We start from the raw sequence: 24,067 nt of genomic DNA, 5'->3' as shown, positions 1-24,067 counted from the left end.
GTTCTCGCCTTCCGGTAGTGACGGGTCATGCGTTCTGGGGGAACCCGAGGTTGATTCCGCCGTGACTCGGGTCGAGCCAGCGGGAGGTCACGACTTTGCCGCGAGTGAAGAAGTGCACTCCCTCGGCACCATGCGCGTGACTGTCGCCGAACAGGGAGTTCTTCCAGCCGCCGAACGAGTAGTAGGCCATCGGGACCGGCACCGGAACGTTGATGCCGATCATGCCGACCTCGACCTCGTTCTGGAACCGGCGCGCGGCACCGCCGTCGTTGGTGAAGATCGCGGTACCGTTTCCATACGGGTTGGCATTGATCAGCGCGACTGCCTCTTCGTATGTGTCGACACGAAGCACGGCAAGCACGGGACCGAATATTTCCTCGGTATAGATGCTCATCTCGGTCGTGACGTGGTCGAACAGGGTGGGACCGACGAAGAAGCCCTCGCCGTCAGCGTCCGTCTCAGGGTTGCGACCGTCGACGACCAGCGTCGCGCCCGCGGCCTCGCCGGCGTCGACGAAGCTCGCCACACGGTCGCGCGAGGCGGCGGTCACCAGGGGGCCCATATCGCAGCCGCGGGTGCCGTCGCCTGTGCGCAGTGCCTCGGCACGATGTTTGATCTTGGCGACGAGCTCGTCCGCGATGTCTCCCACCGCGACGCATGCCGAAATCGCCATGCACCGCTCACCCGCCGAGCCGAATCCTGCGTTGATGGCCTGGTCGGCTGCGAGGTCGAGATCTGCGTCGGGCAACACGATCATGTGGTTCTTGGCACCGCCCAGCGCCTGCACGCGCTTGCCGTGCGCCGTCCCGGTCTCGTAGACGTACTTGGCGATGGGGGTCGAGCCCACGAACGAGACGCTCTTGATGTCGGGGTGGGTCAGCAGGCCATCGACCGCGACCTTGTCGCCGTGCAGCACGTTGAACACACCGTCGGGCAGGCCCGCGTCTTTCCAGAGCTGCGCGATCCAGTTGGCGGCGGACGGAACCTTCTCGGACGGCTTGAGCACGACGGTGTTGCCGGCCGCGATCGCAATGGGGAAGAACCACATCGGCACCATCGCGGGAAAGTTGAACGGGCTGATGATCGCGACGGGGCCGAGCGGCTGACGCACCGAGTGCACGTCCACCTGAGTCGACGCGTTCTCGGTGAAACCGCCCTTCAACAAGTGCGGGATGCCGCAGGCGAACTCCACGACCTCCTGGCCGCGCGCCACCTCGCCTGCCGCGTCGGACAGCACCTTGCCGTGCTCCGCGGTGATGATTGCAGCGAGTTCGGGTGCCCGTTCGTTGAGCAGCTCGCGGAACCGGAACATGATCTGGACCCGACGAGCCAAAGAAGTGTCACGCCAGGCCGGAAACGCCTTCTTCGCCGATGCCACTGCGGCGAGTACGTCGTCGTGCGACGCCAGCGCCACGGTGGAGGACACACTTCCTGTAGCCGGGTTCGTCACGTCGCCAAGCCGGTCACCCGTGCTCTCTACCGAGGAGCCGTTGATCCAGTGTGTCGTAGCCGTCCGGCGGTCGTCATTGCTCACGACTCGAGTGTGACTCGCAGTTCGAGTATTGAGAACGATCACTGTGTCACGCAATCAGTCCAATTTCGCGCACAGTGTCGTATTGTGTAGTGGTGGCTACACCGACCTTGCGTTCCATGCTGCGGCTGGACGCATTGTCGATCGGGCACCCGGACATTGTTGTCGGCGGCGACAGAATGGATCGGCCGGTGCGGTGGGTTCACGTGGCCGAGGTCAAGGAAGTGCGCGACCTGCTCGACGGCCACGAGGTCGTCCTGACCACCGGTCTGCCCTTCGCGAACGGTGCCGCCGACGCGGCCGACTTCGTCCGCCAACTGGTGACTGCCGACGCTCGCGGATTGATCGTCGAGCTCGGCCCCCAGCTGAAGACCTTGCCGTCCGAGGTCGTCGTCGAGGCCGTCCGCCTGGAGCTACCGTTGGTCGCCCTACGGGAGCCGGTGAAGTTCGTCGAGGTCACCGAAGCCGTTCACCGCGCAATCGTCGGCGAGCAATATCGCGGCCTGGCCTTCGCCCAGGAGACCCACGAGGTGTTCACCGAGCTGAGCCTGGACAGCGCCGACTCCGACACCATCATCGGACGGGCTGCGACTCTCATCCGCGAACCGCTCGTCCTGGAGGACGCTGGACGTCGAGTCGTCGCGTTCGCGTCGCTCGACAGCAGCCCCCGTGAGGTTCTCGCGCAATGGCAGGAACGGTCCAGGTCCGCGCCGGTGTTGGAGAAGCCAGGCACGACCGGACCCGAGGAATGGCTGACGTGCCCGGTCGGTCTGCGCGGGTCCGCCTGGGGGCGACTGGTCGCGCCGCAGCAGGTCGCGGACCCAGTCCAGACCGCCGTCGTGCTGCAACGAGCTGCCCAGGCACTTCAGCTCTCACGTTTGGTGCAACGAGATACAGCCGGCCTACAGTTTCAAGCCCGCGAGTCACTCTTACTCGACCTCATGGAAGCCCGAGTTGCCGATGAAGTGGATGCGATTGCCAGAGCACGCGCATTGGGCGTGCCGCCGCGACCGTCGTACTTGCCGGTGGTGGCGCATTTCGGATCTACGGCCGTCCCTGACCAGATCGTCCGGCAGCGCCGAGCTCGGGCCCAGCTGGAGGCGACCAGCGAAGCCGCTCGCGCCGCGCGACTCGACGCCATCGCCGGCGGTGTGAGCGACGGTCAGGTCGGACTCGTGCTCGCATTGTCTTCCGAACACGTCGAGGACGCCGCCCTCGCCGCCTTGACTGCAGCCCTCGACTCCCACCGAGGCACTCGGCAGCCAGCGACGTTGGGCGTCGGTCCGGCCGCGAATACGCTGGTCGCGGCGGCAGCTCGATTGCGGACCACCATGCACATAGCGTCCGCCGGCCACGTGCTGTCCGAACCAGGACGGTCGTGGTACCGGTCCAGCAACGTCCGCGTCCGAGGTCTCATGGCAGAACTCCAGGACGACCACAGAGTCGTAGCATTCGTCGAGTCCGAACTCGGCCCATTGCTGGCCTACGACAGCAAACACCGCGTCGAACTTCTTGCGCTGCTTCGGTCCTATATCCGTCATAGTGGCAACAAAGCAGCGGTGGCTGCGGATGTCCACCTCAGTCGTCAAGCCCTCTACGGTCGACTGCGCCGGCTGGAGACGATCTTGGGCATCGACCTGGGCGACGCCGAGTCAGCGATGTCTCTCGGGGTCGCGTTGATCGTGCATGACCTTCGATCAGCCTGACCCCCGCCGCTCCCCGAACACATCGAAGTTCCGGCGGATCTCCTGTTCGAGCAGGATCCACGTCAAATCAGCGCCGTGTGTCTGGGGCCGAGGCCCCCGGCACAAAGGGGCGACGAAACCGTTTGACCTATTACTCCACTTTCGCCTCGGAACCTGCCCAGGATGCCCTGGACCTGGCCGGGCCGGTCGATTTACATCTTCACCTCTCGACTACGGCCCCCACTACCGACGTATACGCCAAGCTCTGTGATGTTGCACCCGACGGCGCGACGCATCAAATTGTTCGCGGCCAAAGCATGCTTCGCTCCCCGGACCCGATCACGTCGTCGCCGATCGAACTCGGTCATGTCGGATACAGACTCAGGCCCGGCCACCGACTGCAACTCTTGATCATGTCGACCGACTTCCCGGAGTTCCCACCCAACTCTGGTTCGGAGGAGAACAGGTTCGTCGCTGCATAGCCGTCTCGACATCTCGGTGCTTCCCCATCGGTGATGTTCCCCAGCAGTGCAGCTTGCCGGCTGCGTCCACCTCCGCCACGGCCCGAACCGAAGTCTCGTCTTGGATCAGCACTCGAACATCGCCAGGACGACGTGCCGCGAGAAGAAGTCCATCACGTAGACCATGGATACGGCGGTGACCTCTGCGGGGAGTCGCCAGCCGAGCGCGTCGTGCATCGCGTCGAGAAAGTGCGAGTGAATCGACTCCAGCAGGTGTCCCGGGGGCTCGCCGCACTCATCGTGCGCAAACATCGTCGAACCGACATGGTTGGGGCAAGGCAGCCTATTGTGTAATCCATCCAACATCTCGCAGATCGCGGGTGTCACCCCCAAGGAGGTTGGTCCTGTGCCACGGCACGTTGACCCCGAGCAGCGCCTACGCGAAATCACGAACGCATCGCTGAAAATTTTGGCACGCGGCGGTAGTCAGGCCCTGACGCTCAAGAGTCTGGCCGAGGAACTCGGTGGTTCGATCACGCTGGTTACGCACTTCGTCTCGAACCGAGATGACCTCCTGGCAGCGGTTGTCGCGGACCTGCTGCAAACCTTCGATGAGCATTTGGTGGAACTCCAAGGCGACGCCGGACCGGAGGAACGGCTGCGCATATTCCTGGAGTACATGATCCCGCTCGACGATGACGACATCGAGAGCGAAGCGGGACGTCTCGCGCTGATCCCTCGCCGAGGCGACCATGCTGCAGTCGACCACTTTTTCGACGTCAACGAAACGCGGATGCGTGAAAACATCACCGAGCACCTGAGGCCCCTTGTAGCGCCCGTCAAACTCGATGCTGCGGTGTCCTACATCCGTGCCACCATCAATGGCATCGTGCTCTCCACTGTCGAGCACCCGGAACTCTGGAGCCCACGCGAACGCATCGAAGTGCTTCGATTCGCCCTGAAAGCTCTCGACATCGACATTCGGCCTGCACCGGGCGGTACCGAACTCGCGGCACCGCCCGGTTGAATCATGCGACTGGGGGCCGGAGACCGGTCACTGGACTGAATGCCTTCGAACGCCGCTGCCGCGGAAAGCACAAGCTGCGTCGCCATGCTGGGGTCCGCTGAGCTGCAGCCCGACGGGTGTGGACAGTGACATCGAGTGCCGATACGGCCTCGCGAGCAGAAGCACCTTCGGCTCGGAAGAGAGGGTCCGCGCAATCGCCACGCGCTGGCGCCGACCGCCGTAGAGGTTGCTGGCCAGCTCGGCCGCGCACCGCCTCTGCTCACTGGTTATATAGTGGTCACTGCATAACCGGCTGACCGTCTAGGCGAGCCGACCGGTCGAATCTGTACAGCCAGGTCAACCGATACGAACGTCTACGGCAGACTTCGGGTGATGGCGCGCTTACGGCGGCGTCTGCCGCAAAACATAGAAGATACTGCACTTGGTCCGGCTCGGACTCAGCATCGAGGAGCAACTGTGAACGCACCTACCCGCCTCTGGCTCCGCGGTCAGCAGGCTGTGCACCCGAACACACCGGAGCGCACCTGGATTGTCGCCTGCTTTGCCGAAGGTCTCTGACATGGCGGTCGACATTCGAGTGGTGACGAGCGCTCCGATATCCGAAGCTGCCGAACCGTGTGTGGTTCGCATGCGCGACGGTATCCACTTGGCCACCGATGTTTATCGGTGTGACAGCGTGCCGGGTCCGACCGTCCTGATTCGCTTGCCCTACGACAAGTCGGGTTCCTACACCTTCGTTCCTCAGATAGCGGACTACTTCACCACCCGCGGCTACCACGTGGTCGCTCAAGATGTGCGAGGTAAGTACCGGTCCGAGGGCGAGACGATGCAGTTCGTCAACGAAGTGACCGACGGCTACGACACGATCGAATGGGTCGTCCAGCAAGGCTTTTCCGACGGCACAGTCGGCATGTGGGGCGACTCGTACTACGGGTTCACCCAATGAGCGGCTGTCGCATCCGGCCACCCGGCCCTCCGCGCAATCTCGCCGCGTCTCACAGGCACACGTCTGTCGGAGCTCCCCAGCGACGGGCCCGGCGTCCGGCAACGAGACGTCGAGATGAGCATTTCACGCCTCTATCCCTGCACGTTCTTTCACTCGAACGACTCGTACGATTGGGAGTTCGATTGGACTCGTCGTCCGTATGCGGCGAACATCGAGGCATTCTTCAGCGCGATGGGCTCCCGCTCGCCCTCGTACGACCTCTGCTTTCCAGAGCCGGTCGCGCTGAGACGATTCCCGCACGGACATCCGTTCGATGCACGGGCGATTCCGGTGCTTCAGACGATCGGCTGGTTCGACAACTGCGCCCCATGGCAATGGGATGATCACGCCGAGATATCGCGACGCGCCGCCTGGGCAAACCAGGAATATCTGGTCATCGACTCGATCGACCACGAGGGATACCACCTCACCCACGGAACCAAGAACCCCAGCCGCACCCCCGAGGAAGTGTTGGCGCTCTTGCCTGAAACGCTCGATCCGACCATCGAGTTCTTCGACGTCTTTTTGAAGAATCTTCACCCGGCGACGTCCATCCCTCGAGTTCGATGGAACCTGGCCAACACCGAAGGTCTACGGCCAGCCGTGTCATGGCCACCGCCAGGCACGGTCGAACACACTCTGCATCTCACAGGTGAACGCATCCTGGCCGAGATCCCACCAACAACGCCCGAACGACTGACGTGGATCCACGATCCGGACAAGCTCGTTCCGTCCCCAGCACACAACACTTTCGCTTTCATCCAGGAATACCCCGACGAACGGGACACAATAGAACGATCCGACGTATTGACCTTCGACGGAACACCCGTGGACGAGGCGATCGACATCGTCGGAGCGGTGCGGTTCGACGCGGTGTGGAACAGCAGCGGACCGTCGATGGACGCATTCGTCCGACTGCTGGATGTGGACCCCGACGGCGCCGCACACCTCATAGCCCGCGGGCAGCAGCACCTTCGGAAGCCCGCTCATGGGGCATGTGTGACGGTCGATCTCGGCCAAGCGGGGTACCGCCTGGAAGCTGGACATCACCTGCGCGTGCATGTAGCCAGTAGCGATTTCCCGGACTACATCCCGCAGCCTGGTACCGGTGAACATCCGTGGCTTGCGGTGGAGGTTCGCCCGAACGAACAATCACTCACGGTCGGCGGACCAGAGGGCGCCCGACTGCTCCTCTCGGTACTTCCGGCTCTACGTTAGGGGGAAGATGCGAGACCGGCACCTCCAATCTCGACATGAGGTTCACCCTCGACGATAATCGAGTTTGCATGTCCTGTAGGGCAATTCGACTCGGGTTGGCTCGGCGTTATGGATGAAATCCAACCGAAACCCGGTCCAGAAGGTGGGATCGTTGGAAGCCGAGCCCCCAAGCCGGACGCGAACCGACACTGTGCGGATTTCTAGTCACTGTTCCAGCGCGACCTCGTGAGAGTGTGATCCTGAGAGGCCGCGGGTGCTCGTGAAACAGGCAGTGCCGCCGGACCCAGTCGTAACAGACTCGTGCCACCAGCATCGCGAGGAGACGACCAATGACCAAGGACCAAGGAATCAGGCCCCGAGCTGGACGAACGCAAGGCCGCGATAGCAGAATGGATGCAATCCGGCGCGGATCCAGAATCCGCTGCCTCGGTTGTCCACTCAAATCCGTGGTAGACCGCTGAAGTCCACGCTACCACCCCAAAAGCACTGTACTGGTCCAAGATTCTGGATCCATATGGACTCTGGTGCCCCCAGTCGGACTCGAACCGACACTGTGCGGATTTTAAGTCCCTGGAAGTGGATTCACGTAAACTACGATGGACTCGATATTTATTTATTTGCAACGCTTTTCGTGCATCGACGTCCGATCGAGTCCATGCACGAACGTACCGACTTGTGACACTCTCGTGACACCGAGCTACCGCCAGTGCTCCGGCACCTCACAGTCGTAATCAGCCGCGGACGACTACGGTTTCGGGTGGACGAGCGCGCCATCCGCATCAACACTCTGCGCGGACTCGTGACAACGAGACTCATTCGTCGCAAGCCGACATCGCCCTGGAGTCGGTAGGCAAGTGCATCTATGTGACCCCACCGCACTTCGGCGTCGAGCGGGCAAGTTTCGTCACTGTCGTTGTATGGCCAGGATTTCGCTGACTGGCTGCCCACTCGGTCCGTCTTGGATTTGCAGAGCCGGACGAGATAGCCGTCGCGGGGATACGCAGTGGTGCCGCCTACCTGAAGGCCGGGAGTTCGCTGCGGCGATGATGCCGGCGAAGCCGAAAAGCCGAAGGCGGCGACAACAGACGCGAAAGCGTCCACGACATCGTGCGGAAACGACAGTTACCGCACCGTCAACAGATATCGACGCACACCGTATGCCTGGACATGGCCTAGTTGAAGTTGGGTACTCGACCACGACGACACCGACAAAATCCAGGTACTGACGAAGAACCGTTTCATCATGCGATGCGCCGCAAACGAATTGATGGAACGAGAAGGGATTCGGGTTGCGGGCGTGTTCGGCGTCGATGTCACTGTCAGCGCCGTGCGAGCCGAACGCTACCAACTACAAACCGATTCGATTCACACGCGGCGACACAGAAGGCTCTCGTCGTTGCGACACGGCCCGCTGACGTGCACCCGGTGGACGTAGGCGCATCAGTGAAACGCAGCGGCCACATCGCAGAACGCACCGGCCACACATTCCCTCTCGCACGCGGGCGCAACGAATTTGCCGAGCAAGTTCGCGTGCTTGTGGCATCACTGCCGATTCAGGTACTGGCAGTCCCCCCAAGCTCGGTACCGCTTCTGAGGTGGGGTTAGGAGTACGACCGACCTTCGCACCGAACTTCGTGACCTTCTCTGCTCACGGCGAGCACGCATATCGCCGGAGGAAGCCGGCCTGCCTGCGTACGGCGGCAACAGACGCGTCAAAGAGCTTCGTCGCGAGGAGGTCGTCATGCTGGCCAGCGTTTCGATCCGAAGAGATCGACAAAACTGGCGGTAACCGGTGTGCCGTTGTCGGCACACGATTGCTGAATCCGACGAACAGGGATACCGCGCCCGAGAATCAACGCAATCGCCGCCGACGGCACGAATCACAATCGTGGTCGTCCCCGCAGTCAGAGCTCCTTGCAACACCATCTCTCCTACATACGTATGAACGGGGACCGTCGATCTCGTCAGTTCGCGGATAGCTAGGTTCTGCGACAACCAGGATCGTGATGGCAGTCACAAAAGCATGGGTTTCAAGCCCACCGGCCCGTTCGCTGGGGCCATGCCTACATTCGCGGAGAGGGAACAACTGCCATGGCGCAAATCGCCGATCGATCCAACACCCTGAAACCGGGGCTCAAGCAACGTCATCTGACAATGCTCTCGCTTGGTGGCGTCATCGGCGCCGGCCTGTTCGTGGGATCGAGTGCCATCATCAACCAGGCCGGTCCGCTGGCCTTCATCACCTACGGCATCACAGGACTGATCGTGTTGCTCGTGATGCGCATGCTCGGCGAAATGGCTGCAGCGAAGCCCTGCACAGGATCGTTCACCGACTACGCTCGCATGGCCCTCGGACGATTCGCCGGGTTCTCCACCGGCTGGCTCTACTGGTACTTCTGGGTAATAGTCGTAGGATTCGAAGCTGTAGTCGGCGGCCAGATGATCAACAAATGGATACCGAGTATTCCGGTATGGGCGATCGCGCTCGCGTTGATGGTCATCATGACCGGCATCAACATGCTCTCGGTCGGATCGTTCGGCGAGGCCGAGTACTGGTTCGCGGGCATCAAAGTCGTGGCCATCGTCGCATTCATCGCGGTCGCAGCGTTGTTCGCCTTCGGCATCTGGCCCGGCTCCTCACTGACGTTCGCCAACATGACCGACCACGGCGGGTTGCTCCCCAACGGTCTCGGCACGTTGTTCGTCGGTGTCGTCGTCGTCATTTTCTCCATGACCGGCGTCGAAGTGGTCACGATCGCCGCAGCCGAGTCCGCAGAACCCGCCAAAGCCATTCGCAAAGCCGTCAATTCCGTCGTCTTCCGAATTCTCGCATTCTTCGTGATTTCCACATTCCTGATCGTCATGATCGTTCCCTGGAGTGACGTCGTCCCGGGCCAGTCTCCCTTCGTTGCTGCACTCGACCGTATCGGCATTCCAGCATCAGCCGATCTGCTCAACCTCGTGATCTTGGTAGCTGTTCTCTCCGTGCTGAATTCGGGCCTCTACACCGCGTCACGTCTGCTGTTCGTCATGGGTTCCCGTGGGGATGCCCCGCAATGGATGACAACCACCAACTCGCGAGGCGTGCCGGTGAAAGGCATTCTGTCGTGCACCGTTGTCGGCTACGGCTGTGTCGTACTCTCCGCCCTCTACCCCGACACCGTCTTCCTGTTCCTGATCAACGCCTCGGGCGCGGTATTCCTGTTCGTCTACTTCATGATCTGCATCTCCGAGCTACGCCTTCGCCGTCGATGGGAGAAGGAAAGCCCCGGAATCCTCGAGTTCCGGATGTGGCTGTACCCGGTCCTCCCACTGATCGTCACCGTCGCGATCGTCGCGGTCCTCGTGAGCATGGGCCTGCGAGAGCAGAACCGAATCGAACTGTTCCAAGGAATCGCCGTGTGGGTCGCACTCTCGATCATCTATTTGTTGCGACGCAAGTTCGGGAATCTCCGAAACGACGACGTCATCGACGGTCGACTCGACAGCACAGCCCCGTCGAAGCCGTCGACCGATACCCCCGCCGTCACCTGATCGACCCGCTCGCGACGTAGGCCGCGGATCCACGAACCGGATCAGCGGCCTACGCGCTTTCGACCAGTTCGGACACCGACAGCCGCGCTTGATCCGCTGCCTCGAACGCCAGCCACAGCAAGGCAGACCCCTTTGTCGACGTGACCTTGAGTTCGGTGAGCTGCTCGACTTTCTTGAGCCGGTAGACGAGCGTCTGCCGGTGAACGCCCAACTGATCGGCGCTGCGCTGCCAATTCGAATCGTTGGCGAGGAAGACGCGAACCGATTCGACCAATTCCCCGTCCGACGCCGCATCATGGGTCACCAGCGGCCCGAGGACCCGCACGACCAAGCGGCGTGTGTCCTCCACGCTTCGGGGAAACACACCCGAATTGCCTTCGAGTTCGTCGTACGACACGGCCGTCACGCCCATCGACGTCGCCCGCGAGGCAGCAATCTGCGCCTGACGCACGGACTCTGCGACATCGCCGGACGGCTTCAGCGGCGCGCTCAGCCCCACAACACAATTGGGAGCCAGTCTCGACGCCAGCGCGCTCAGCAACTCGACATCGTAGGGAGCGATCGCGATGAGCATCGGACTCCGGTATGTCAGCAGTGGGGCCGAGCGCTGCAGCCGGGTGTCCAAGTGCACGCTCTCGTGCGTCAACGGTGACGACTCGGGCGAGGTCCAACACACAGCCACCACAGGTCCCGGCATTCCGCGATGTCGCAGTTCCGGCCACACTGCCGACGGTGCAATGGATCCATCCAACAAACCGAGCAGCAGATCCTGCCCGGACGCGCGAAGGCTGTCCCTCCGAACGGCGTCATGTTCGAGTTCGAGCGCAATGAGTCCCGCGATATGTTGCAGTAGAACACGATCGGAAACAGGGTCGACTCGGGCCGATCCAGCAACCAGCACGGCGTCACCTGATCCTGGTACCGGCACCGACACTTCCGGCGATGACCACCCCGGCGCAATCGCGGCCGAGTGCGCAGCCCTGGAACGGGCCGAATTGCGTCCACGGGAGATGCAGTCGCCCGAAGAGGTGTCACGGACCTCCAGCGTCATGCCGGTAGCACCCTCGAGGGTGGACACACGATCGCCGAACGAGCCTCGGGCATGCAGTGATTGCCAGTAGGCGTCGTACAGGCGTGTGATCGTGGCTATCCGGTACCTCTCGCCCTCCACGGCGCTTTCGATGACCGTGCGTGCCAATGCGACAAAATGTAGATCGAAACTCGCAGCGAGTATCGGAAACCGCCGGTTCTCCGCCACCGCGAGTAACGCAGGCGAGACTTCCGGGGCGTGGGGTTCCCTGGCGATAACCAAGGCGCTGACTTTGCTGTCGATCAACCGGGTGATCCAGTCGATCTGCGCCTCCTCGGTCACCGGCATCCCGCCGCCCGTCGTCATCACCAGGTCGCCGGCATCGATCCATTCCCAAGGATCGGGCAGATCGCACGCATGTGCCCACGTCACCAGCCGTGCTCCACCAGCCGTTCCCGCCAGGTAGGACAACCCCAACGACGGCACCGACGTCAATCTGTCCACCGAAATCATGGCGTCCCTTCCCAGTCGTTAATACAAATGTATAGACCTGACCGGGAAGACTGTCCACCTGGCGTATGTCCCCGCTCACATCCATCGCGTGAGAATAAGTTCACCAGCCCAGCGGCTCGGCCGCGGCACGACACAGTCCCATTCTTGGAGGCACGACATGGTAGTGAACGACGCCCGCACAGGAGGACACACCTCGCAGGGCGTGCCCTTGTGGCTCGATGACCGTGCGGCGGTGACTCGCCGACCCGCACTCGCCCAGAACATCACTGCAGATGTCGCGATCGTCGGTGCAGGATTTACCGGGCTCTGGGCCGCCTACTACCTTCTCAAAGAAGACCCCTCCCTGAAAGTGGTTCTCCTCGAACGTGAATACGCCGGATTCGGCGCATCCGGCCGCAACGGCGGTTGGTGCTCGGCGATCTTCCCCGTGTCCCTGGCGCGGGTGGAGAAGCTCTATGACCACCAGGCTGCCATCGAACTCCAACACGCCATGAACAACACCGTCGCCGAAGTGGGCCGTGCGACCGGCGCCGAAGGCATCGACTGCGACTACAGCCCGGAAGGATTCGTCTCGCTGGCCCGCACTGCTGCGCAACTCACCCGAGCGCACGCAACCGTGGCCGGTGCCGATGCTTTCGGCGTACCGGGACAGTGGAAGTTTCTGGACAAGAACGCAGCTACGTCCACCATCAACGCCGACGGAGTACTCGGAGGCGTTCACACCCCGCACTGCGCGTTGCTACACCCGGACAAACTCGTTCGCGGTCTCGCATCGTGGATCGAGAATCATGGCGGAGTGATCTACGAGGACACCGCTGTCACCGACTTCGGCAACGGCAAGGCCCGGACTCCCGGCGGAACGGTCACAGCCAACGTCGTCGTCCGTGCTACGGAAGCGTTCACCCCCGAGTTTCCGCAGTACCGCCGCAACGTCGCCCCCCTGTACTCGCTCGTCGTCGCCACCGAACCCCTCCCTCAGGACGTCCGCACACGTCTAGGACTGGACACCCGGACTGCGTTCAACGACATGCGCAATCTGCGCATCTATGCCCAAGTCACCTCCGAGGGTCGGCTCGTCTTCGGCGGCCGCGGCGCCCCATATCACTTCAGGTCGGCGGTATCACCGAAGTTCGATGTCAACACCAAGATCCACGACAAGATCGTCTCGACCATGGAAGATTTCTTCCCTTCCCTCGCAGGTGTGAACATCACCCACAAGTGGGGCGGACCGCTGGGGGTTCCCCGCGACTGGTTCCCTTCGGTTGGTTACGACCGCGCCTCGAAGATGGCTTGGGCGGGACCGTATGTCGGCGACGGCGTCGCGACCAGCAACCTCGCCGGACGCGTCCTGCGGAACCTCATCATCGGCACCGACGACGGTCTGAATCGCTTGCCGATAGTCGACCACCATTCTCGCAAATGGGAAGTCGAACCATTTCGTTGGTTCGGAGTCAACGCCGGTCTGCAAGCCGCGACCGCTTCCGACCTGGAAGAACGCGTCACCGGCAAACCCTCGAAAATCTCGGCCATGCTCGAAAAGCTCACCGGCGCACACTGACCCACAGACAGGGACCTCCACATGCCATCACTGATCCACCTCGACTCAGCCACCGTCACCGGCGAACTCACCCCCGTCGGCCAGCGTCCCGGTGCCGACAGCGGCGACCCGCAACTGGCAACCACGACCGTCGATGGCGGCACCGAAGCCCAGATCGGCATCTGGGAATGCCAACCAGGCGGCTGGCCCGTCATCAACCGCCCGAACACCGAAACGTGCTACATCATCTCGGGTGCCGCGACATTGACCGATGACGACACCGGCAAGAAGACCGAGATCAAAGCCGGTGACTACCTCACTCTCCCCCCAGGGTGGAGTGGGCGGTGGGACGTCACCGAAACCCTGCGCAAGGCCTACACGATCTTCTGAAACCCCCCGAAGCTGATTGGAATCTTATGTCTGACAACACTATCGGTCACTGGCTCGACGGTAAGCCGTTCGCCGGCACGTCCGACAAGACCGCTCCGGTCACCAACCCCGCGACCGGACAGATCACCGGCCAGGTTGCGCTGGCCACCGTCGACGATGCCCGCAGGGTCATCGCTTCTGCCGCAGCAGCATTCCCGGTCTGGCGAGACACCTCGTTGGCCAAGCGAACCGCGATCATCTTCAAGTTCCGGGAATTGCTCAACGCCAAGAAGGGTGAGCTCGCCGAGATCATCACTGCCGAGCACGGCAAGGTTCTCTCCGATGCACTCGGCGAGATCAGTCGCGGCCAGGAAGTCGTCGAATTCGCTTGTGGCATTCCCCATCTGCTCAAGGGTGGCTTCACCGAGAACGCGTCGACGAAGGTCGATATCTACTCGATCCGGCAGCCTCTCGGCCCCGTGGGCATCATCAGCCCGTTCAACTTCCCCGCGATGGTTCCGATGTGGTTCTTCCCCATCGCCATTGCGGCAGGCAACACCGTAGTTCTCAAGCCCAGCGAGAAGGATCCGACGGCGTCGCTGTGGATCGCCGAGCTCTGGGAAGAGGCGGGCCTACCTCCCGGTGTCTTCAACGTGCTCCAGGGTGACAAGGTCTCTGTCGACGAACTGCTCGAGAACAAGTCGATCAAGTCGATCAGCTTCGTCGGGTCGACGCCGATCGCGCAGTACGTCTACTCCACCGGCACCGCGAACGGTAAGCGCGTCCAGGCTCTCGGCGGCGCGAAGAACCATGCGATCGTGCTGCCGGATGCCGATCTCGACCTCGCGGCCGACGCGATGGTCAACGCCGGGTTCGGTTCTGCCGGTGAGCGTTGCATGGCCATCTCCGCGCTGGTTGCCGTCGGGAACATCGCCGACGAACTGGTTGCGAAGATCGTCGAACGCACCACGCCGCTGGTCACCGGCGACGGAACCAAGGGTGCCGATATGGGGCCTCTGGTGACCAAGGCGCACCGCGACAAGGTTGCCTCGTACGTCGATGCCGGAGAAGCCGCCGGTGCGACAATCGTGGTCGACGGACGTACGGTCCAGGCCGACGGCGGTGCCGACGGCTTCTGGCTCGGCCCGACGCTGATCGACAATGTCACCACCGACATGTCCATCTACACCGACGAGATCTTCGGACCGGTCCTGTCGGTGGTTCGGGTCGATACCTACGACGAGGCACTCGAGCTCATCAACTCGAACCCCTACGGCAACGGCACCGCCATCTTCACCAATGACGGCGGCGCGGCCCGACGCTTCCAGAACGAGGTCGAGGTCGGCATGATCGGCATCAACGTCCCGATCCCGGTGCCCATGGCGTACTACAGCTTCGGTGGTTGGAAGAACAGTCTGTTCGGTGACACCCACGCCCACGGAATGGAAGGCGTGCACTTCTTCACCCGAGGCAAAGCCGTCACCAGCCGATGGCTCGACCCGAGCCACGGCGGCATCAACCTCGGATTCCCAGAAAACGACTGAGACCTGAAACGACTGAGCCCTGAGAACAGCTGAGCCCGAAAACAGCTAGATCGAATCTGCCAGAATCCGCCGAGAACTCACGGACTCAGCCCATGAGCTCATCAGAGACGGTGAGGTCAACGTAATGACGCGTCGACCTCACCGCTTTTCCGATTGACAGGACCATCAAGCCTCTACTTCGCATCGACATTGCCGCAAATCGTCGCACTCCGCTCCGGAGCAGTTACGCGCGCTGGCGTGGCAACTGCACGACCAGAACGAGCTAGTGCAGGACGATCTGATCGTGTCCGTCGTCGAGGACACCCGCGTCGACTGGTCGTTCGGACACGGAGACGAACAGTTCCTCAAAGGACACTTGCAAGGGTGATCCCTACTGCGCCGCTGGTCACCCGGACCGGTCGTGGAATCATCTCCGCAACTGCGGTATTGAGGTCGGTGGTATCGATTCAAATCGATTTGGCCACTGCTCGCCACCGGAAGAAGACCGCGATCGTCACGTCCGATCACGAACCGCCGGAGTGGCTGACCATGACCGCCGCCGCGCTCCTCAATCAATTCGCCATCGACCGACTGACCTCCAACATATAAACATGCAGTCCTGCATATTTGCAGTACTGTAGAAAGGTGCCCACTACCGAAAAGCCAGGCCGGCGAGACCGCAAGCGCGCCGAGACGCGCGCCCGCATAGAGGAAGCCGCGTTGACTCTCGTGCTCAGGGACGGGCTCGGTGAGACGACCGTGGACGCGATCAGCGATCTGGCCGACATCTCCACCCGGACGTTCTTCAACTACTTCGAAAGCAAAGACAATGCTGTTCTGGGTGTTCACCCCGCCGAAGTCATCGACGAACTGATCGCCGATTACATACACGAGCACCCGGACCCGGCCTTGATCCCGGCCATCGTCGGCTTGGTGCTCACGGTCATGGGATCCCCTCACTCGAGCCGAGCCCGAATGAAAACCGACCGCCTCGAAGTCGTCAAACGGCATCCAGAGATTCTCGGTGGCCAAATGGCGCAATTCACCGCCCGGGCAAGCAAACTCACCCAGACCATCGAGACGATGCTCACTGGAACGCCGTTCGAGAAAACGAGTGATAGAACTGCGCACGCCGAACTGCTGTTGGTGTTGTGCGGCGGCGCAGTGCGCATCGCCCTTCGCGAGTGGGCGACATCTCTCGACGACTCCGTCGTCGGAGCCGACTCGAGAGTGACCGACATCGAACGCCGAGCAATCTCGCTCGTGCACGAGCTACGAGAAGGACTGTCATGACAACCGCTGACAAAACCGTCGAACAGGCCCTCGTCACCGACGACAGGCGCAGCATCCTGCTCGTCTTCGCCGGTCTCATGGTGACGATGTTGCTCGCTTCACTCGACCAAACCATCTTCAGCACTGCTCTGCCCACCATCGTCGGCGAACTCAACGGTGTCGACCAGATGCTATGGGTGACCACGGCGTACGTTCTCGCCTCGACGATCATGCTGCCGATCTACGGCAAGGTAGGTGACCTCATCGGCCGAAAGTCGCTGTTCATTTTCGCAATTGCATTGTTCATGGCGGGATCGATAGTCGGCGGACTCGCTCGAGACATGCCCTGGCTCATCACGGGGCGCGCGATCCAGGGGCTCGGCGGCGGCGGCCTGATGATCCTGGCTCAGGCAATCATCGCCGACGTCGTTCCCGCACGCCAGCGCGGCAAGTACATGGGCATCATGGGCGGCGTCTTCGCGCTCTCTTCGGTCGCAGGCCCCTTACTCGGCGGATTCTTCACCGAAGGAATCGGATGGCGCTGGGCTTTTTGGATGAACATCCCACTGGGCGTGCTCGCGATCGCCTCAGCAGTATTTTTCCTGAGACTCCCCAAGATCGACCACGACAAACCCCGACTGGACGTCACAGGAATGACGCTTCTCGCCCTGGCCTCGACGGGCGTGGTGCTCATAACTACATGGGGCGGAACAACTTACGCCTGGAATTCCCCCGCAATAATCGCCCTGATCATGGCAACGGCCGTTGCGGCTGTCAGCTTCGTCGGAGTCGAGAAGGCAGCCGCGGAACCCATCATGCCGCTACACCTTTTCAAAGACCGAAACTTCAATCTGACCACCGTCGCCGGACTCATCATCGGCGTCTCCATGTTCGGTGCACTCGCCTACCTGCCCACATATCTCCAGATGGTCACCGGCGCGGGAGCAACGAAAGCCGGCTTGCTGATGATCCCCATGATGGCTGGTCTATTGGTGACATCGATCGTGTCCGGCCAACTCGTCAGCAAGACCGGACGCTACAAATACCTACCCATCGTGGGCTCGGGAATTGTTGTCGTATCACTGGTCTTGCTATCGACGATGACTGCCGGCATGGAAGTGTGGATCATCTGTGCGTACCTGGCCGTCATGGGAGTTGGACTGGGTATGAGTATGCAGATCCTCGTACTCGTAGTACAGAACTCGTTCCCGATCACCGAAGTCGGCACCGCGACCGCATCAAACAACTACTTTCGGCAGATCGGCGCATCCCTCGGCTCCGCGGTGGTCGGCACGCTGTTCGTCTCCCGATTGACCTCTCTCCTGGGAGGAGCCTCGACCGACGGATCATCACCGGAGAGTTCGTTGACACCCGAATCCGTGCGAGCACTACCCGACGCCGCACGAGAGGTCATCGTCAACGCCTACAACGATGCCCTCACACCGGTCTTTCTCTACATGGTGCCCCTGATGATCGTCGCGCTGCTCCTTCTGGTCTTCATCGACGAAAAACCCCTGGCAACAACGAGAGAGCGCACCCCCGAGCACCCGCACTAACTGAAATCACGTCGATGCAGTCGGTATCCACCAGGCACACGGACACCCGGCGGACCGATGGCGTGTGCGGTGCCGACTCGCACTGGCGGAACGTGCTCGGCAGTATGACAAGACGGCGATGCGGTGGGCAACGTGTGGCCCGAAGCAACTGTAGGTCTATACCTCGCCGGGTTCCTGCACAAGTGCGAAGTCGTACTCGGATATCCACATGGTGTCTGCATCCGGTCCGCGCTTTTCGTACGGTGCGACGAGTGATTCCTTGACACCGAATACTGCGTCGGACTCCAGGTATTCGTCGCCGTCGACGAAGGTGTGTGTCACCAGTCGCTCGTAACCGTCGGCCGAGACGAGGAAGTGCATGTGTGCCGGCCGGTAGGGGTGGCGTCCAAGGCGGGTGAGCATCTGCCCGACGGGCCCGTCGTCGGGGATCGGATACGACGTGGGTTTGATGCCGCGAAAGCTGTACCTACCGTCGGCTCCGGTCACGAAGCGGCCTCGGTTGTTCCAGCGCGGTTGAATGTCGGGTTGCTGGACGTCGTAGTAGCCGTCCTCGTTGTCCGACCACACGTCGACGCATGCGCCCTCGATCGGCGTACCGTCGGTACCGGTAACACGCCCGACGAACAGGCATGCTTCGCCTTTCCCGTCGAGGCTGATGTTGTCGCCCATCTCGCGGATCGGCGCGTTCTCGACGTGGAACGGTCCGAATACCGTGCTGTCGGTGGCATTCTCGGGCCGGCGGTGGTTGATTGCGTCCACGAGCATGGACACGCCGAGCGCGTCCGAGAGCAGGATGAATTCTTGCCGTTCGGGGCCGCTGATCTGTCCCGTTCGGGTGAGGAAGTCGATGGCAAGGTCCCATTCGGCTTCGGTGAGGTTCACGTCCTTGACGAATTCGTGCACGTGACGAACGAGGCTGCTCATGACGACTGCGACACGGTCGTCGGCGGGGATGTTCATGCGTTCGTTGACGGTGTCGACCGATGCGTGTTCGGTGAAGTACTTCATGCGGGTGATTCGCTCCTAGGGTTCGGTCGGGTGCCGTCGTGGGCATCTTGCAGGACCCTGCGAATGGAGTCGCGGTCCAGTGGGCGCGGCGACCAGTACGGCGAGGCGATGGCCTGGTCCGCGACCAGATCCAGCTGATCGGCTGTGATTCCCAGATCCGCGAGCCGGAGCGGCGCACCGATATCGACGGCGAAATCGTGCAGTCCTGCACCCGCCGACCCACCGAACAGTGTCGCGACGTCGGTAAGTGTTTGCGGCACGGATTCTTCGACGAAGCCGATGGTGTGGGGAAGCATGATTGCGTGAGTCTGTGCGTGCGGGAGATCCAGCGCACCGCCGAGGGTGTGACACAGCTTGTGGTGCACCGACATTCCCACGCCGCCGAGCACGGTGCCGCACAGCCAGGCACCGTACAGGGCCCCGTCGCGTGCGTCCTGATTGCCGGGGGCCTCGACCAGTGCCGGTAGAGAATCGCGCAGCGCCCTGAGCCCCTCGATCGCCATCAACGTGTAGATGGGGCTGCCGTCGCGAGCGTAGGTGCCTTCGGCTGCGTGCGCCATGGCGTTGAGGCCACTGGCGACGGTGAGGTCGAGCGGCATCGAATCGGTGAGATCGGGGTCGTAGACCACGGTTTCGGGGAGGATCTCCGGTCCACGCCGGGTGGTCTTGACCCCGTTCTCGGTTTCTCCGAGAACCGGTGTCACCTCCGAGCCCGCGTAGGTGGTGGGAACGACGACCTGCGGCAGTGCGGTTCGTGCCGCAATTGCCTTCCCCAGCCCCGTTGTCGATCCGCCGCCGATGGCGACGATGCAGTCCGCGCCCATGGTCTCCACCTCGATCAATGCTCGAGCTGTCACCGAGGTCGGTGTGTGCATTTCGGCAAGGGCGACGACCCCGACACCGAGTGCACCGAGACTCCCCAGCAGACGCGTCGCCTCGTCGCGCTGATGGGGGGTGGACAATACGACGGCCCGACTGCATCCGAGCCTCTCCACTTCGGCGGACACCGTTTTCACACTGCCGCGCCCGAAGACGACGCGCGCGGGTGATCCGCTGTGGACGAAGGGCGACAGAGTCGTGTCCCGGATCATCGGTCGAGCTTGAACAGCGCTGCGGCGTTGCTACGCCCGATCTTGAGCCTGTCGGCTTCGGAAATGCTGGCCGAGTCGAACCAGTTCGCCGCGTGATCGACGTTCTCGAAAGGCCAATCGGTGGAGAACATCACGCGCTCGGATCCGAGTTCGAGAAGCGCATCGATCAGAGTTTGGGTGCGAAAGTTGCCCGAGGTGGTGATGAAGAAATTCTCGGTGAAGTAGTCCACCATCCTACGTTTCGCGGGATAGGTGGGCGGCACGTCCACCCACGCGTTGCGGTTGTCGATTCGCCACAGCATGGCCGGGATGCCCTCCCCCATGTGGCCGACCACGATGTTCAGACCAGGATGCTCGTCGAACAGACCGGATGTCATCAGTCGCAGTGCGTGCACGGCGGTCTCCTGGGCGAACGCCCACGTCGGTCCTAGAAGCCACGGGTGGCCCTGGTAGATGCGCGCGTCCTGCTCGAGCGGATTGCGCGGGTGAAGGTAGAACGGCACGTCGAGTCGTTCCACCTCTGCCCAAAAGGAACGGTATTGCGGTAGGTCGTAGTACAGCGGGGTGTTTCCGCCGTCTACGGACTCGCTCTGCGAGAACCCGTTGACCAGTGCACCGACAAATCCGAGTTCGGTGACGCAGCGCCGCAGTTCCTCGGTGGCTGCGTCGGGATCCTGAAGGGGAAGGGCAGCGAAGCCGCGGAACCGGTCGGGGCGTTTGGCGATTTCCTCCGCGAGCACGTCGTTGGCGCGGCGAGCGATGTCGATAGCGCGCTTGTGCTCTGAGATGGCCTGCACGGCAGGGGCATTGAGGGAAAGAATCATGGTCTCGATGCCGTTGTCGTCCATCAACTTCAGTCGAACGTCCTGGATATCGAGCAACCGCCTCTGCAGCTCGTCCCAGTAAGTACCGGGCACAAATCCCGCTGAGTCGTTGAGGGTCTCGGGGATGGCGAAGTGTTCTTCCAGTGCGATCTTGCCCTGCATGATCTCTCCTCGGGTGTTGTCGGTCGGTCCGGAAATCGGGGTGTCAGGATGTCGTGGCGAGTAACGCCGACCGGGTCGGTGTTACCGCCTCGATCAGGCTTGTCATCAACTGGGCCAGTTCGTCGTCGGTGCGGGCCAGTCCGTAGATGTAGCCATCGGGCCGCACAATTGCCGCGACGCACTTCTGCGCGGCGAACCAGCGGGTGTACACACCGGCGGTGTCGGAGGTCGGAGCACCGTCGAACATCGAGGACAGCCCGAAGACGATCTCTCTGCCGCCCAGTTCTGCGAACCGTTCACGGTGGTCACTCGAAATGGTATGCAGCGCAGCATTTCCGTCGGATACAACGAGCCATCCTGTTCCAGCGATGTCGTCGAACAGTGCAGTTCGTGACGACGTGGAGACCAGCCCCTGGGGAAAGATGTCCCCGCTGTTGGCGATCAAACCGCCGGAAAGCGCCGGGTACTGCAGCTTGTCGGGCTTCTGATTGGCCTTGCGAGCGGCGATCATTCTCGCATCACGTTCGGCTGCGAGGACGGGGTCTCGCATCGTTTGGACGCGGCCCAGTTCGATGGCCTTCTCGGTGATGAATCGGACGTGCGGTTCGCGTTCGGCCTGGTAGGTGTCGAGGAGCGTGTCGGGATGCCCAGACAGAACCATGTCGAGCTTCCACGCCAGGTTTCGGGCGTCGCGGATACCGGACACCATGCCCTGCGCCAGGAACGGAGGCATCTGATGTGCGGCGTCGCCGGCCAGAAAGACGTTGTCTGCGCGCCACTTCGAGGCGATGCATGATCGAAAGGTGTAGTTCGCGACGCGGACGAGCTCGGCGTCGTCGGGGGTCAAGTATGCAGACACACGAGACCACACCCTGTCCTGCTGTACGACCTCGTTTCGTTGCGCGCCACTGTCGAGACGGAACGAGAACCGGTGGTGGCGCGGCCCGATGTTCACGATAGCGATCGGCTCGGCGGGGTCGCACACCTGGCGGAACGTGGGGAGGGTCGGGACGTCGCGAGCAAGTTCGAAGTCGCACACCAGCCAATTCTCGAAGAAGCCGTAATCGTCGAGGTCCCCGCCGACGACCTCTCGGACAATTCCATTGCCGCCGTCGCAGCCGACGACGAACTCGGTGTCGACGCGGACGGTGCGGCCCTCTGCGTCGGTGGCGAGAACGGTTGTGCCGGAATCGGACTGCTCGATTCCGGTGACAGTGTGTCCGCGCCGCACCTCGACCGTCGGAAGCGAGGTCAGCAATCCGTCGAGCACGGTCTCGACGTGCGGTTGATGCATCATGTACTGCGATGGCCATCCACTGCGGCCCGGGTTGTCGTACTCGATGTCGAGCAGAACGTCGTCCTGGGCGTTGACCCAGATGTATCCGCGCTGCACGTTGACACCCGGCAGCATCTTCTCCGCGATACCGAGTTTCTGAAACGTGCGCATCGTTTCGTCGTCGAATGCTGCAGCGCGCGGCAGGCTGTAGAGGCCGCTGTACCGCTCGAGAACCACGACGCTGCGCCCCTGACTTCCCAGAAGGGCGGCCAGCACCATGCCGGTGGGACCGCAGCCCACGACAACGACGTCAGCCGTCGTCTCGTGGCCGGCCTGCGTTGATTCGAAAGCAGACATGTGGCTGCTCCTCTCGCTGTGACGTTCTGTCGTCGAATGTGATGACAACCACAACGCTAGAGTTCATTAATAGTGAAGTCAATGCACAGTAGTGAATTTCTCGACGTCGTCGAATTCTTCCCGAGTGCCTAGGCTGGATCCGTGACCGATAACCCAGACTCCGATGCCGTCGACGCCTCCGAACGGACGGGTGCTCGCCAGGGCATTCAGTCGGTCGAACTTGCGATGGGTGTCATCGAAGCGCTCGAGCGAGGCCTCGGTCCGATGAGCCTGACCCAGATTGCGAACGCCTCGGGCATGGCGGCCAGCAAAGTCCACCGTTATCTGGTGAGCCTCGGGCGGGCCGGGCTGATCGTGCAGTCCGGCCGGTCGGGCTTGTACGACTTCGGACCCGCGATGCGCCGGCTCGGCATCGAATCGCTCCGAAGAATGGATGACGTCAGCGTCGCGTCCGAGCACCTCCCGACCCTGCGAGACCGCACCGGCCATTCGGTCAACCTGGCAGCCTGGGGGGATCACGGTCCAGTTCTGGTGCGGTGGGATTACGGCGCACACGCGCTGCCGATCACCATCCGTGTGGGATCGACGATGCCGCTACTGACGTCTGCCATCGGCCACGTCTATCTCGCGCATCTACCCGAGACGATGGTCGCGCCTTTCCTGCGCGACGAGCTCGAGTCGATGGGTGCCGCCGCACCTGACGAGGACGAGGTGGCAGCACTTCGCTCGCGCGTCCGACAAAAAAGTGTCGCGACGATCTCCGGCGAGGTGATCCCCGGCGTGATGTCGATAGCAGCCCCGGTATTCCCTGCGGGCCAGTCCACTCCCCTGGTGGTAGCAGTGGCGATCCCGGCAAAGATCGGCAGCGCCGAAGTGGTCGCTGCCGCTACCGAGGAATTGCTGCGTACGACGCAGGCGATCTCCGAGGATTTCGGTAGCTCCGGCGCAGCGGCCGAGCGGCCCGCCTGACGCGACCACCGGCTCATCGAAGCAAATTCCAATTCACTATTGCGCAACTTGTTCCTTTATGTTGAACTGTGATCTGCGCCATACGGGCATCTGGTCGACCGCGCACAACGCGCCGCGCCGATCGACGTCGCACGTCGGC

Annotated in this window: 20 protein-coding genes and 1 pseudogene; 14 read left to right on the top strand and 7 right to left on the bottom strand. The window is 62.2% G+C overall.

Going from position 1 to position 24,067, the window contains the following annotated elements; translation table 11 throughout:
• Positions 1 to 25 precede the first annotated feature (25 nt).
• The gene (locus tag AC5WEY_RS09230) at positions 26 to 1,495 is read right to left on the bottom strand and encodes a CoA-acylating methylmalonate-semialdehyde dehydrogenase (protein ID WP_495646516.1); all 1,470 of its coding nucleotides are present in this window, start codon (positions 1,493 to 1,495) and stop codon (positions 26 to 28) included.
• 131 nt (positions 1,496 to 1,626) lie between these two features.
• Here AC5WEY_RS09230 and AC5WEY_RS09225 point away from each other — a divergent pair, with 131 nt between their 5' ends.
• Both AC5WEY_RS09225 and AC5WEY_RS09220 read left to right on the top strand, forming a co-directional pair.
• Positions 1,627 to 3,237: a PucR family transcriptional regulator gene (locus AC5WEY_RS09225; protein ID WP_495645660.1), complete on the top strand. Its 1,611-nt coding sequence runs from the start codon at positions 1,627 to 1,629 to the stop codon at positions 3,235 to 3,237.
• A 77-nt stretch (positions 3,238 to 3,314) separates the two neighbouring features.
• A complete protein-coding gene (locus AC5WEY_RS09220; RefSeq protein ID WP_495645659.1) occupies positions 3,315 to 3,698 on the top strand; it encodes a CocE/NonD family hydrolase C-terminal non-catalytic domain-containing protein in 384 nt (127 codons plus the stop codon).
• Between the two features lie 105 nt (positions 3,699 to 3,803).
• On the opposite strand, the gene AC5WEY_RS09215 is transcribed toward AC5WEY_RS09220, so the two are convergent.
• On the bottom strand, positions 3,804 to 3,989 hold the full coding sequence (locus AC5WEY_RS09215) for a hypothetical protein (RefSeq protein WP_495645658.1): 186 nt from the start codon (positions 3,987 to 3,989) through the stop codon (positions 3,804 to 3,806).
• Between the two features lie 94 nt (positions 3,990 to 4,083).
• Here AC5WEY_RS09215 and AC5WEY_RS09210 point away from each other — a divergent pair, with 94 nt between their 5' ends.
• From AC5WEY_RS09210 to AC5WEY_RS09190, 5 genes and pseudogenes are all read left to right on the top strand, one after another.
• Entirely contained in the window at positions 4,084 to 4,704 is a 621-nt protein-coding gene (locus AC5WEY_RS09210; RefSeq protein ID WP_495645657.1) for a TetR/AcrR family transcriptional regulator, read from the top strand.
• 559 nt (positions 4,705 to 5,263) lie between these two features.
• A complete protein-coding gene (locus tag AC5WEY_RS09205) occupies positions 5,264 to 5,650 on the top strand; it encodes a CocE/NonD family hydrolase (protein WP_495645656.1) in 387 nt (128 codons plus the stop codon).
• Positions 5,651 to 5,764: 114 nt separating this feature from the next.
• Positions 5,765 to 6,907, top strand: a complete 1,143-nt coding sequence (locus tag AC5WEY_RS09200) for a CocE/NonD family hydrolase (RefSeq protein ID WP_495645655.1) — start codon at positions 5,765 to 5,767, stop codon at positions 6,905 to 6,907.
• Between the two features lie 1,663 nt (positions 6,908 to 8,570).
• Positions 8,571 to 8,669: pseudogene (locus AC5WEY_RS09195) on the top strand (transcriptional regulator); the annotation flags it as partial.
• A 329-nt stretch (positions 8,670 to 8,998) separates the two neighbouring features.
• Complete coding sequence (locus tag AC5WEY_RS09190; protein ID WP_495645654.1) at positions 8,999 to 10,441, top strand: amino acid permease; 1,443 nt, start codon at positions 8,999 to 9,001, stop codon at positions 10,439 to 10,441.
• A gap of 49 nt (positions 10,442 to 10,490) precedes the next feature.
• Here the strand turns inward: AC5WEY_RS09190 and AC5WEY_RS09185 are convergent, their stop codons facing one another.
• Positions 10,491 to 11,984: a PucR family transcriptional regulator gene (locus tag AC5WEY_RS09185; RefSeq protein WP_495645653.1), complete on the bottom strand. Its 1,494-nt coding sequence runs from the start codon at positions 11,982 to 11,984 to the stop codon at positions 10,491 to 10,493.
• Positions 11,985 to 12,141: 157 nt separating this feature from the next.
• Between AC5WEY_RS09185 and AC5WEY_RS09180 the strand changes: the two genes are divergently transcribed.
• The 6 genes from AC5WEY_RS09180 to AC5WEY_RS09155 all read left to right on the top strand — a co-directional run bounded on the left by AC5WEY_RS09180 (position 12,142) and on the right by AC5WEY_RS09155 (position 18,241).
• On the top strand, positions 12,142 to 13,542 hold the full coding sequence (locus tag AC5WEY_RS09180) for an NAD(P)/FAD-dependent oxidoreductase (protein ID WP_495645652.1): 1,401 nt from the start codon (positions 12,142 to 12,144) through the stop codon (positions 13,540 to 13,542).
• A 21-nt stretch (positions 13,543 to 13,563) separates the two neighbouring features.
• The gene (locus AC5WEY_RS09175) at positions 13,564 to 13,911 is read left to right on the top strand and encodes a cupin domain-containing protein (RefSeq protein ID WP_495645651.1); all 348 of its coding nucleotides are present in this window, start codon (positions 13,564 to 13,566) and stop codon (positions 13,909 to 13,911) included.
• Positions 13,912 to 13,937: 26 nt separating this feature from the next.
• On the top strand, positions 13,938 to 15,434 hold the full coding sequence (locus AC5WEY_RS09170) for a CoA-acylating methylmalonate-semialdehyde dehydrogenase (protein WP_495645650.1): 1,497 nt from the start codon (positions 13,938 to 13,940) through the stop codon (positions 15,432 to 15,434).
• A gap of 363 nt (positions 15,435 to 15,797) precedes the next feature.
• Complete coding sequence (locus AC5WEY_RS09165; RefSeq protein WP_495645649.1) at positions 15,798 to 16,022, top strand: hypothetical protein; 225 nt, start codon at positions 15,798 to 15,800, stop codon at positions 16,020 to 16,022.
• Between the two features lie 36 nt (positions 16,023 to 16,058).
• Positions 16,059 to 16,706, top strand: a complete 648-nt coding sequence (locus tag AC5WEY_RS09160; protein ID WP_495645648.1) for a TetR/AcrR family transcriptional regulator — start codon at positions 16,059 to 16,061, stop codon at positions 16,704 to 16,706.
• Entirely contained in the window at positions 16,703 to 18,241 is a 1,539-nt protein-coding gene (locus AC5WEY_RS09155; RefSeq protein WP_495645647.1) for an MDR family MFS transporter, read from the top strand. The genes AC5WEY_RS09160 and AC5WEY_RS09155 overlap by 4 nt, the downstream gene beginning before the upstream one ends.
• Before the next feature lie 156 nt (positions 18,242 to 18,397).
• On the opposite strand, the gene AC5WEY_RS09150 is transcribed toward AC5WEY_RS09155, so the two are convergent.
• The 4 genes from AC5WEY_RS09150 to mhpA are packed head-to-tail and all read right to left on the bottom strand — an operon-like array spanning position 18,398 to position 22,959.
• Complete coding sequence (locus AC5WEY_RS09150) at positions 18,398 to 19,249, bottom strand: dioxygenase family protein (protein WP_495645646.1); 852 nt, start codon at positions 19,247 to 19,249, stop codon at positions 18,398 to 18,400.
• Complete coding sequence (locus tag AC5WEY_RS09145; RefSeq protein WP_495645645.1) at positions 19,246 to 20,340, bottom strand: maleylacetate reductase; 1,095 nt, start codon at positions 20,338 to 20,340, stop codon at positions 19,246 to 19,248. The genes AC5WEY_RS09150 and AC5WEY_RS09145 overlap by 4 nt, the downstream gene beginning before the upstream one ends.
• Entirely contained in the window at positions 20,337 to 21,326 is a 990-nt protein-coding gene (tsdA, locus tag AC5WEY_RS09140; RefSeq protein ID WP_495645644.1) for a gamma-resorcylate decarboxylase, read from the bottom strand. The genes AC5WEY_RS09145 and tsdA overlap by 4 nt, the downstream gene beginning before the upstream one ends.
• 43 nt (positions 21,327 to 21,369) lie before the next feature.
• Positions 21,370 to 22,959, bottom strand: a complete 1,590-nt coding sequence (gene mhpA, locus AC5WEY_RS09135; RefSeq protein ID WP_495645643.1) for a bifunctional 3-(3-hydroxy-phenyl)propionate/3-hydroxycinnamic acid hydroxylase MhpA — start codon at positions 22,957 to 22,959, stop codon at positions 21,370 to 21,372.
• Positions 22,960 to 23,100: 141 nt separating this feature from the next.
• Here mhpA and AC5WEY_RS09130 point away from each other — a divergent pair, with 141 nt between their 5' ends.
• Positions 23,101 to 23,928, top strand: a complete 828-nt coding sequence (locus AC5WEY_RS09130) for an IclR family transcriptional regulator (RefSeq protein WP_495645642.1) — start codon at positions 23,101 to 23,103, stop codon at positions 23,926 to 23,928.
• Positions 23,929 to 24,067 lie beyond the last annotated feature (139 nt).

This window comes from Rhodococcoides sp. S146-33, assembly GCF_059489205.1.
This window is presented reverse-complemented; position numbering and strand designations above follow the sequence as displayed.

Excerpts from the sequence above, each read along its gene's own strand:
- AC5WEY_RS09155 (WP_495645647.1), top strand. The coding sequence starts at position 16,703 with ATGACAACCGCTGACAAAACCGTCGAACAGGCCCTCGTCACCGACGAC.
- tsdA (WP_495645644.1), bottom strand. The coding sequence starts at position 21,326 with ATGCAGGGCAAGATCGCACTGGAAGAACACTTCGCCATCCCCGAGACC.
- AC5WEY_RS09185 (WP_495645653.1), bottom strand. The coding sequence starts at position 11,984 with ATGATTTCGGTGGACAGATTGACGTCGGTGCCGTCGTTGGGGTTGTCC.
- AC5WEY_RS09145 (WP_495645645.1), bottom strand. The coding sequence starts at position 20,340 with ATGATCCGGGACACGACTCTGTCGCCCTTCGTCCACAGCGGATCACCC.
- AC5WEY_RS09170 (WP_495645650.1), top strand. The coding sequence starts at position 13,938 with ATGTCTGACAACACTATCGGTCACTGGCTCGACGGTAAGCCGTTCGCC.
- AC5WEY_RS09215 (WP_495645658.1), bottom strand. The coding sequence starts at position 3,989 with ATGTTTGCGCACGATGAGTGCGGCGAGCCCCCGGGACACCTGCTGGAG.
- AC5WEY_RS09150 (WP_495645646.1), bottom strand. The coding sequence starts at position 19,249 with ATGAAGTACTTCACCGAACACGCATCGGTCGACACCGTCAACGAACGC.
- mhpA (WP_495645643.1), bottom strand. The coding sequence starts at position 22,959 with ATGTCTGCTTTCGAATCAACGCAGGCCGGCCACGAGACGACGGCTGAC.
- AC5WEY_RS09175 (WP_495645651.1), top strand. The coding sequence starts at position 13,564 with ATGCCATCACTGATCCACCTCGACTCAGCCACCGTCACCGGCGAACTC.
- AC5WEY_RS09205 (WP_495645656.1), top strand. The coding sequence starts at position 5,264 with ATGGCGGTCGACATTCGAGTGGTGACGAGCGCTCCGATATCCGAAGCT.
- AC5WEY_RS09190 (WP_495645654.1), top strand. The coding sequence starts at position 8,999 with ATGGCGCAAATCGCCGATCGATCCAACACCCTGAAACCGGGGCTCAAG.
- AC5WEY_RS09200 (WP_495645655.1), top strand. The coding sequence starts at position 5,765 with ATGAGCATTTCACGCCTCTATCCCTGCACGTTCTTTCACTCGAACGAC.
- AC5WEY_RS09180 (WP_495645652.1), top strand. The coding sequence starts at position 12,142 with ATGGTAGTGAACGACGCCCGCACAGGAGGACACACCTCGCAGGGCGTG.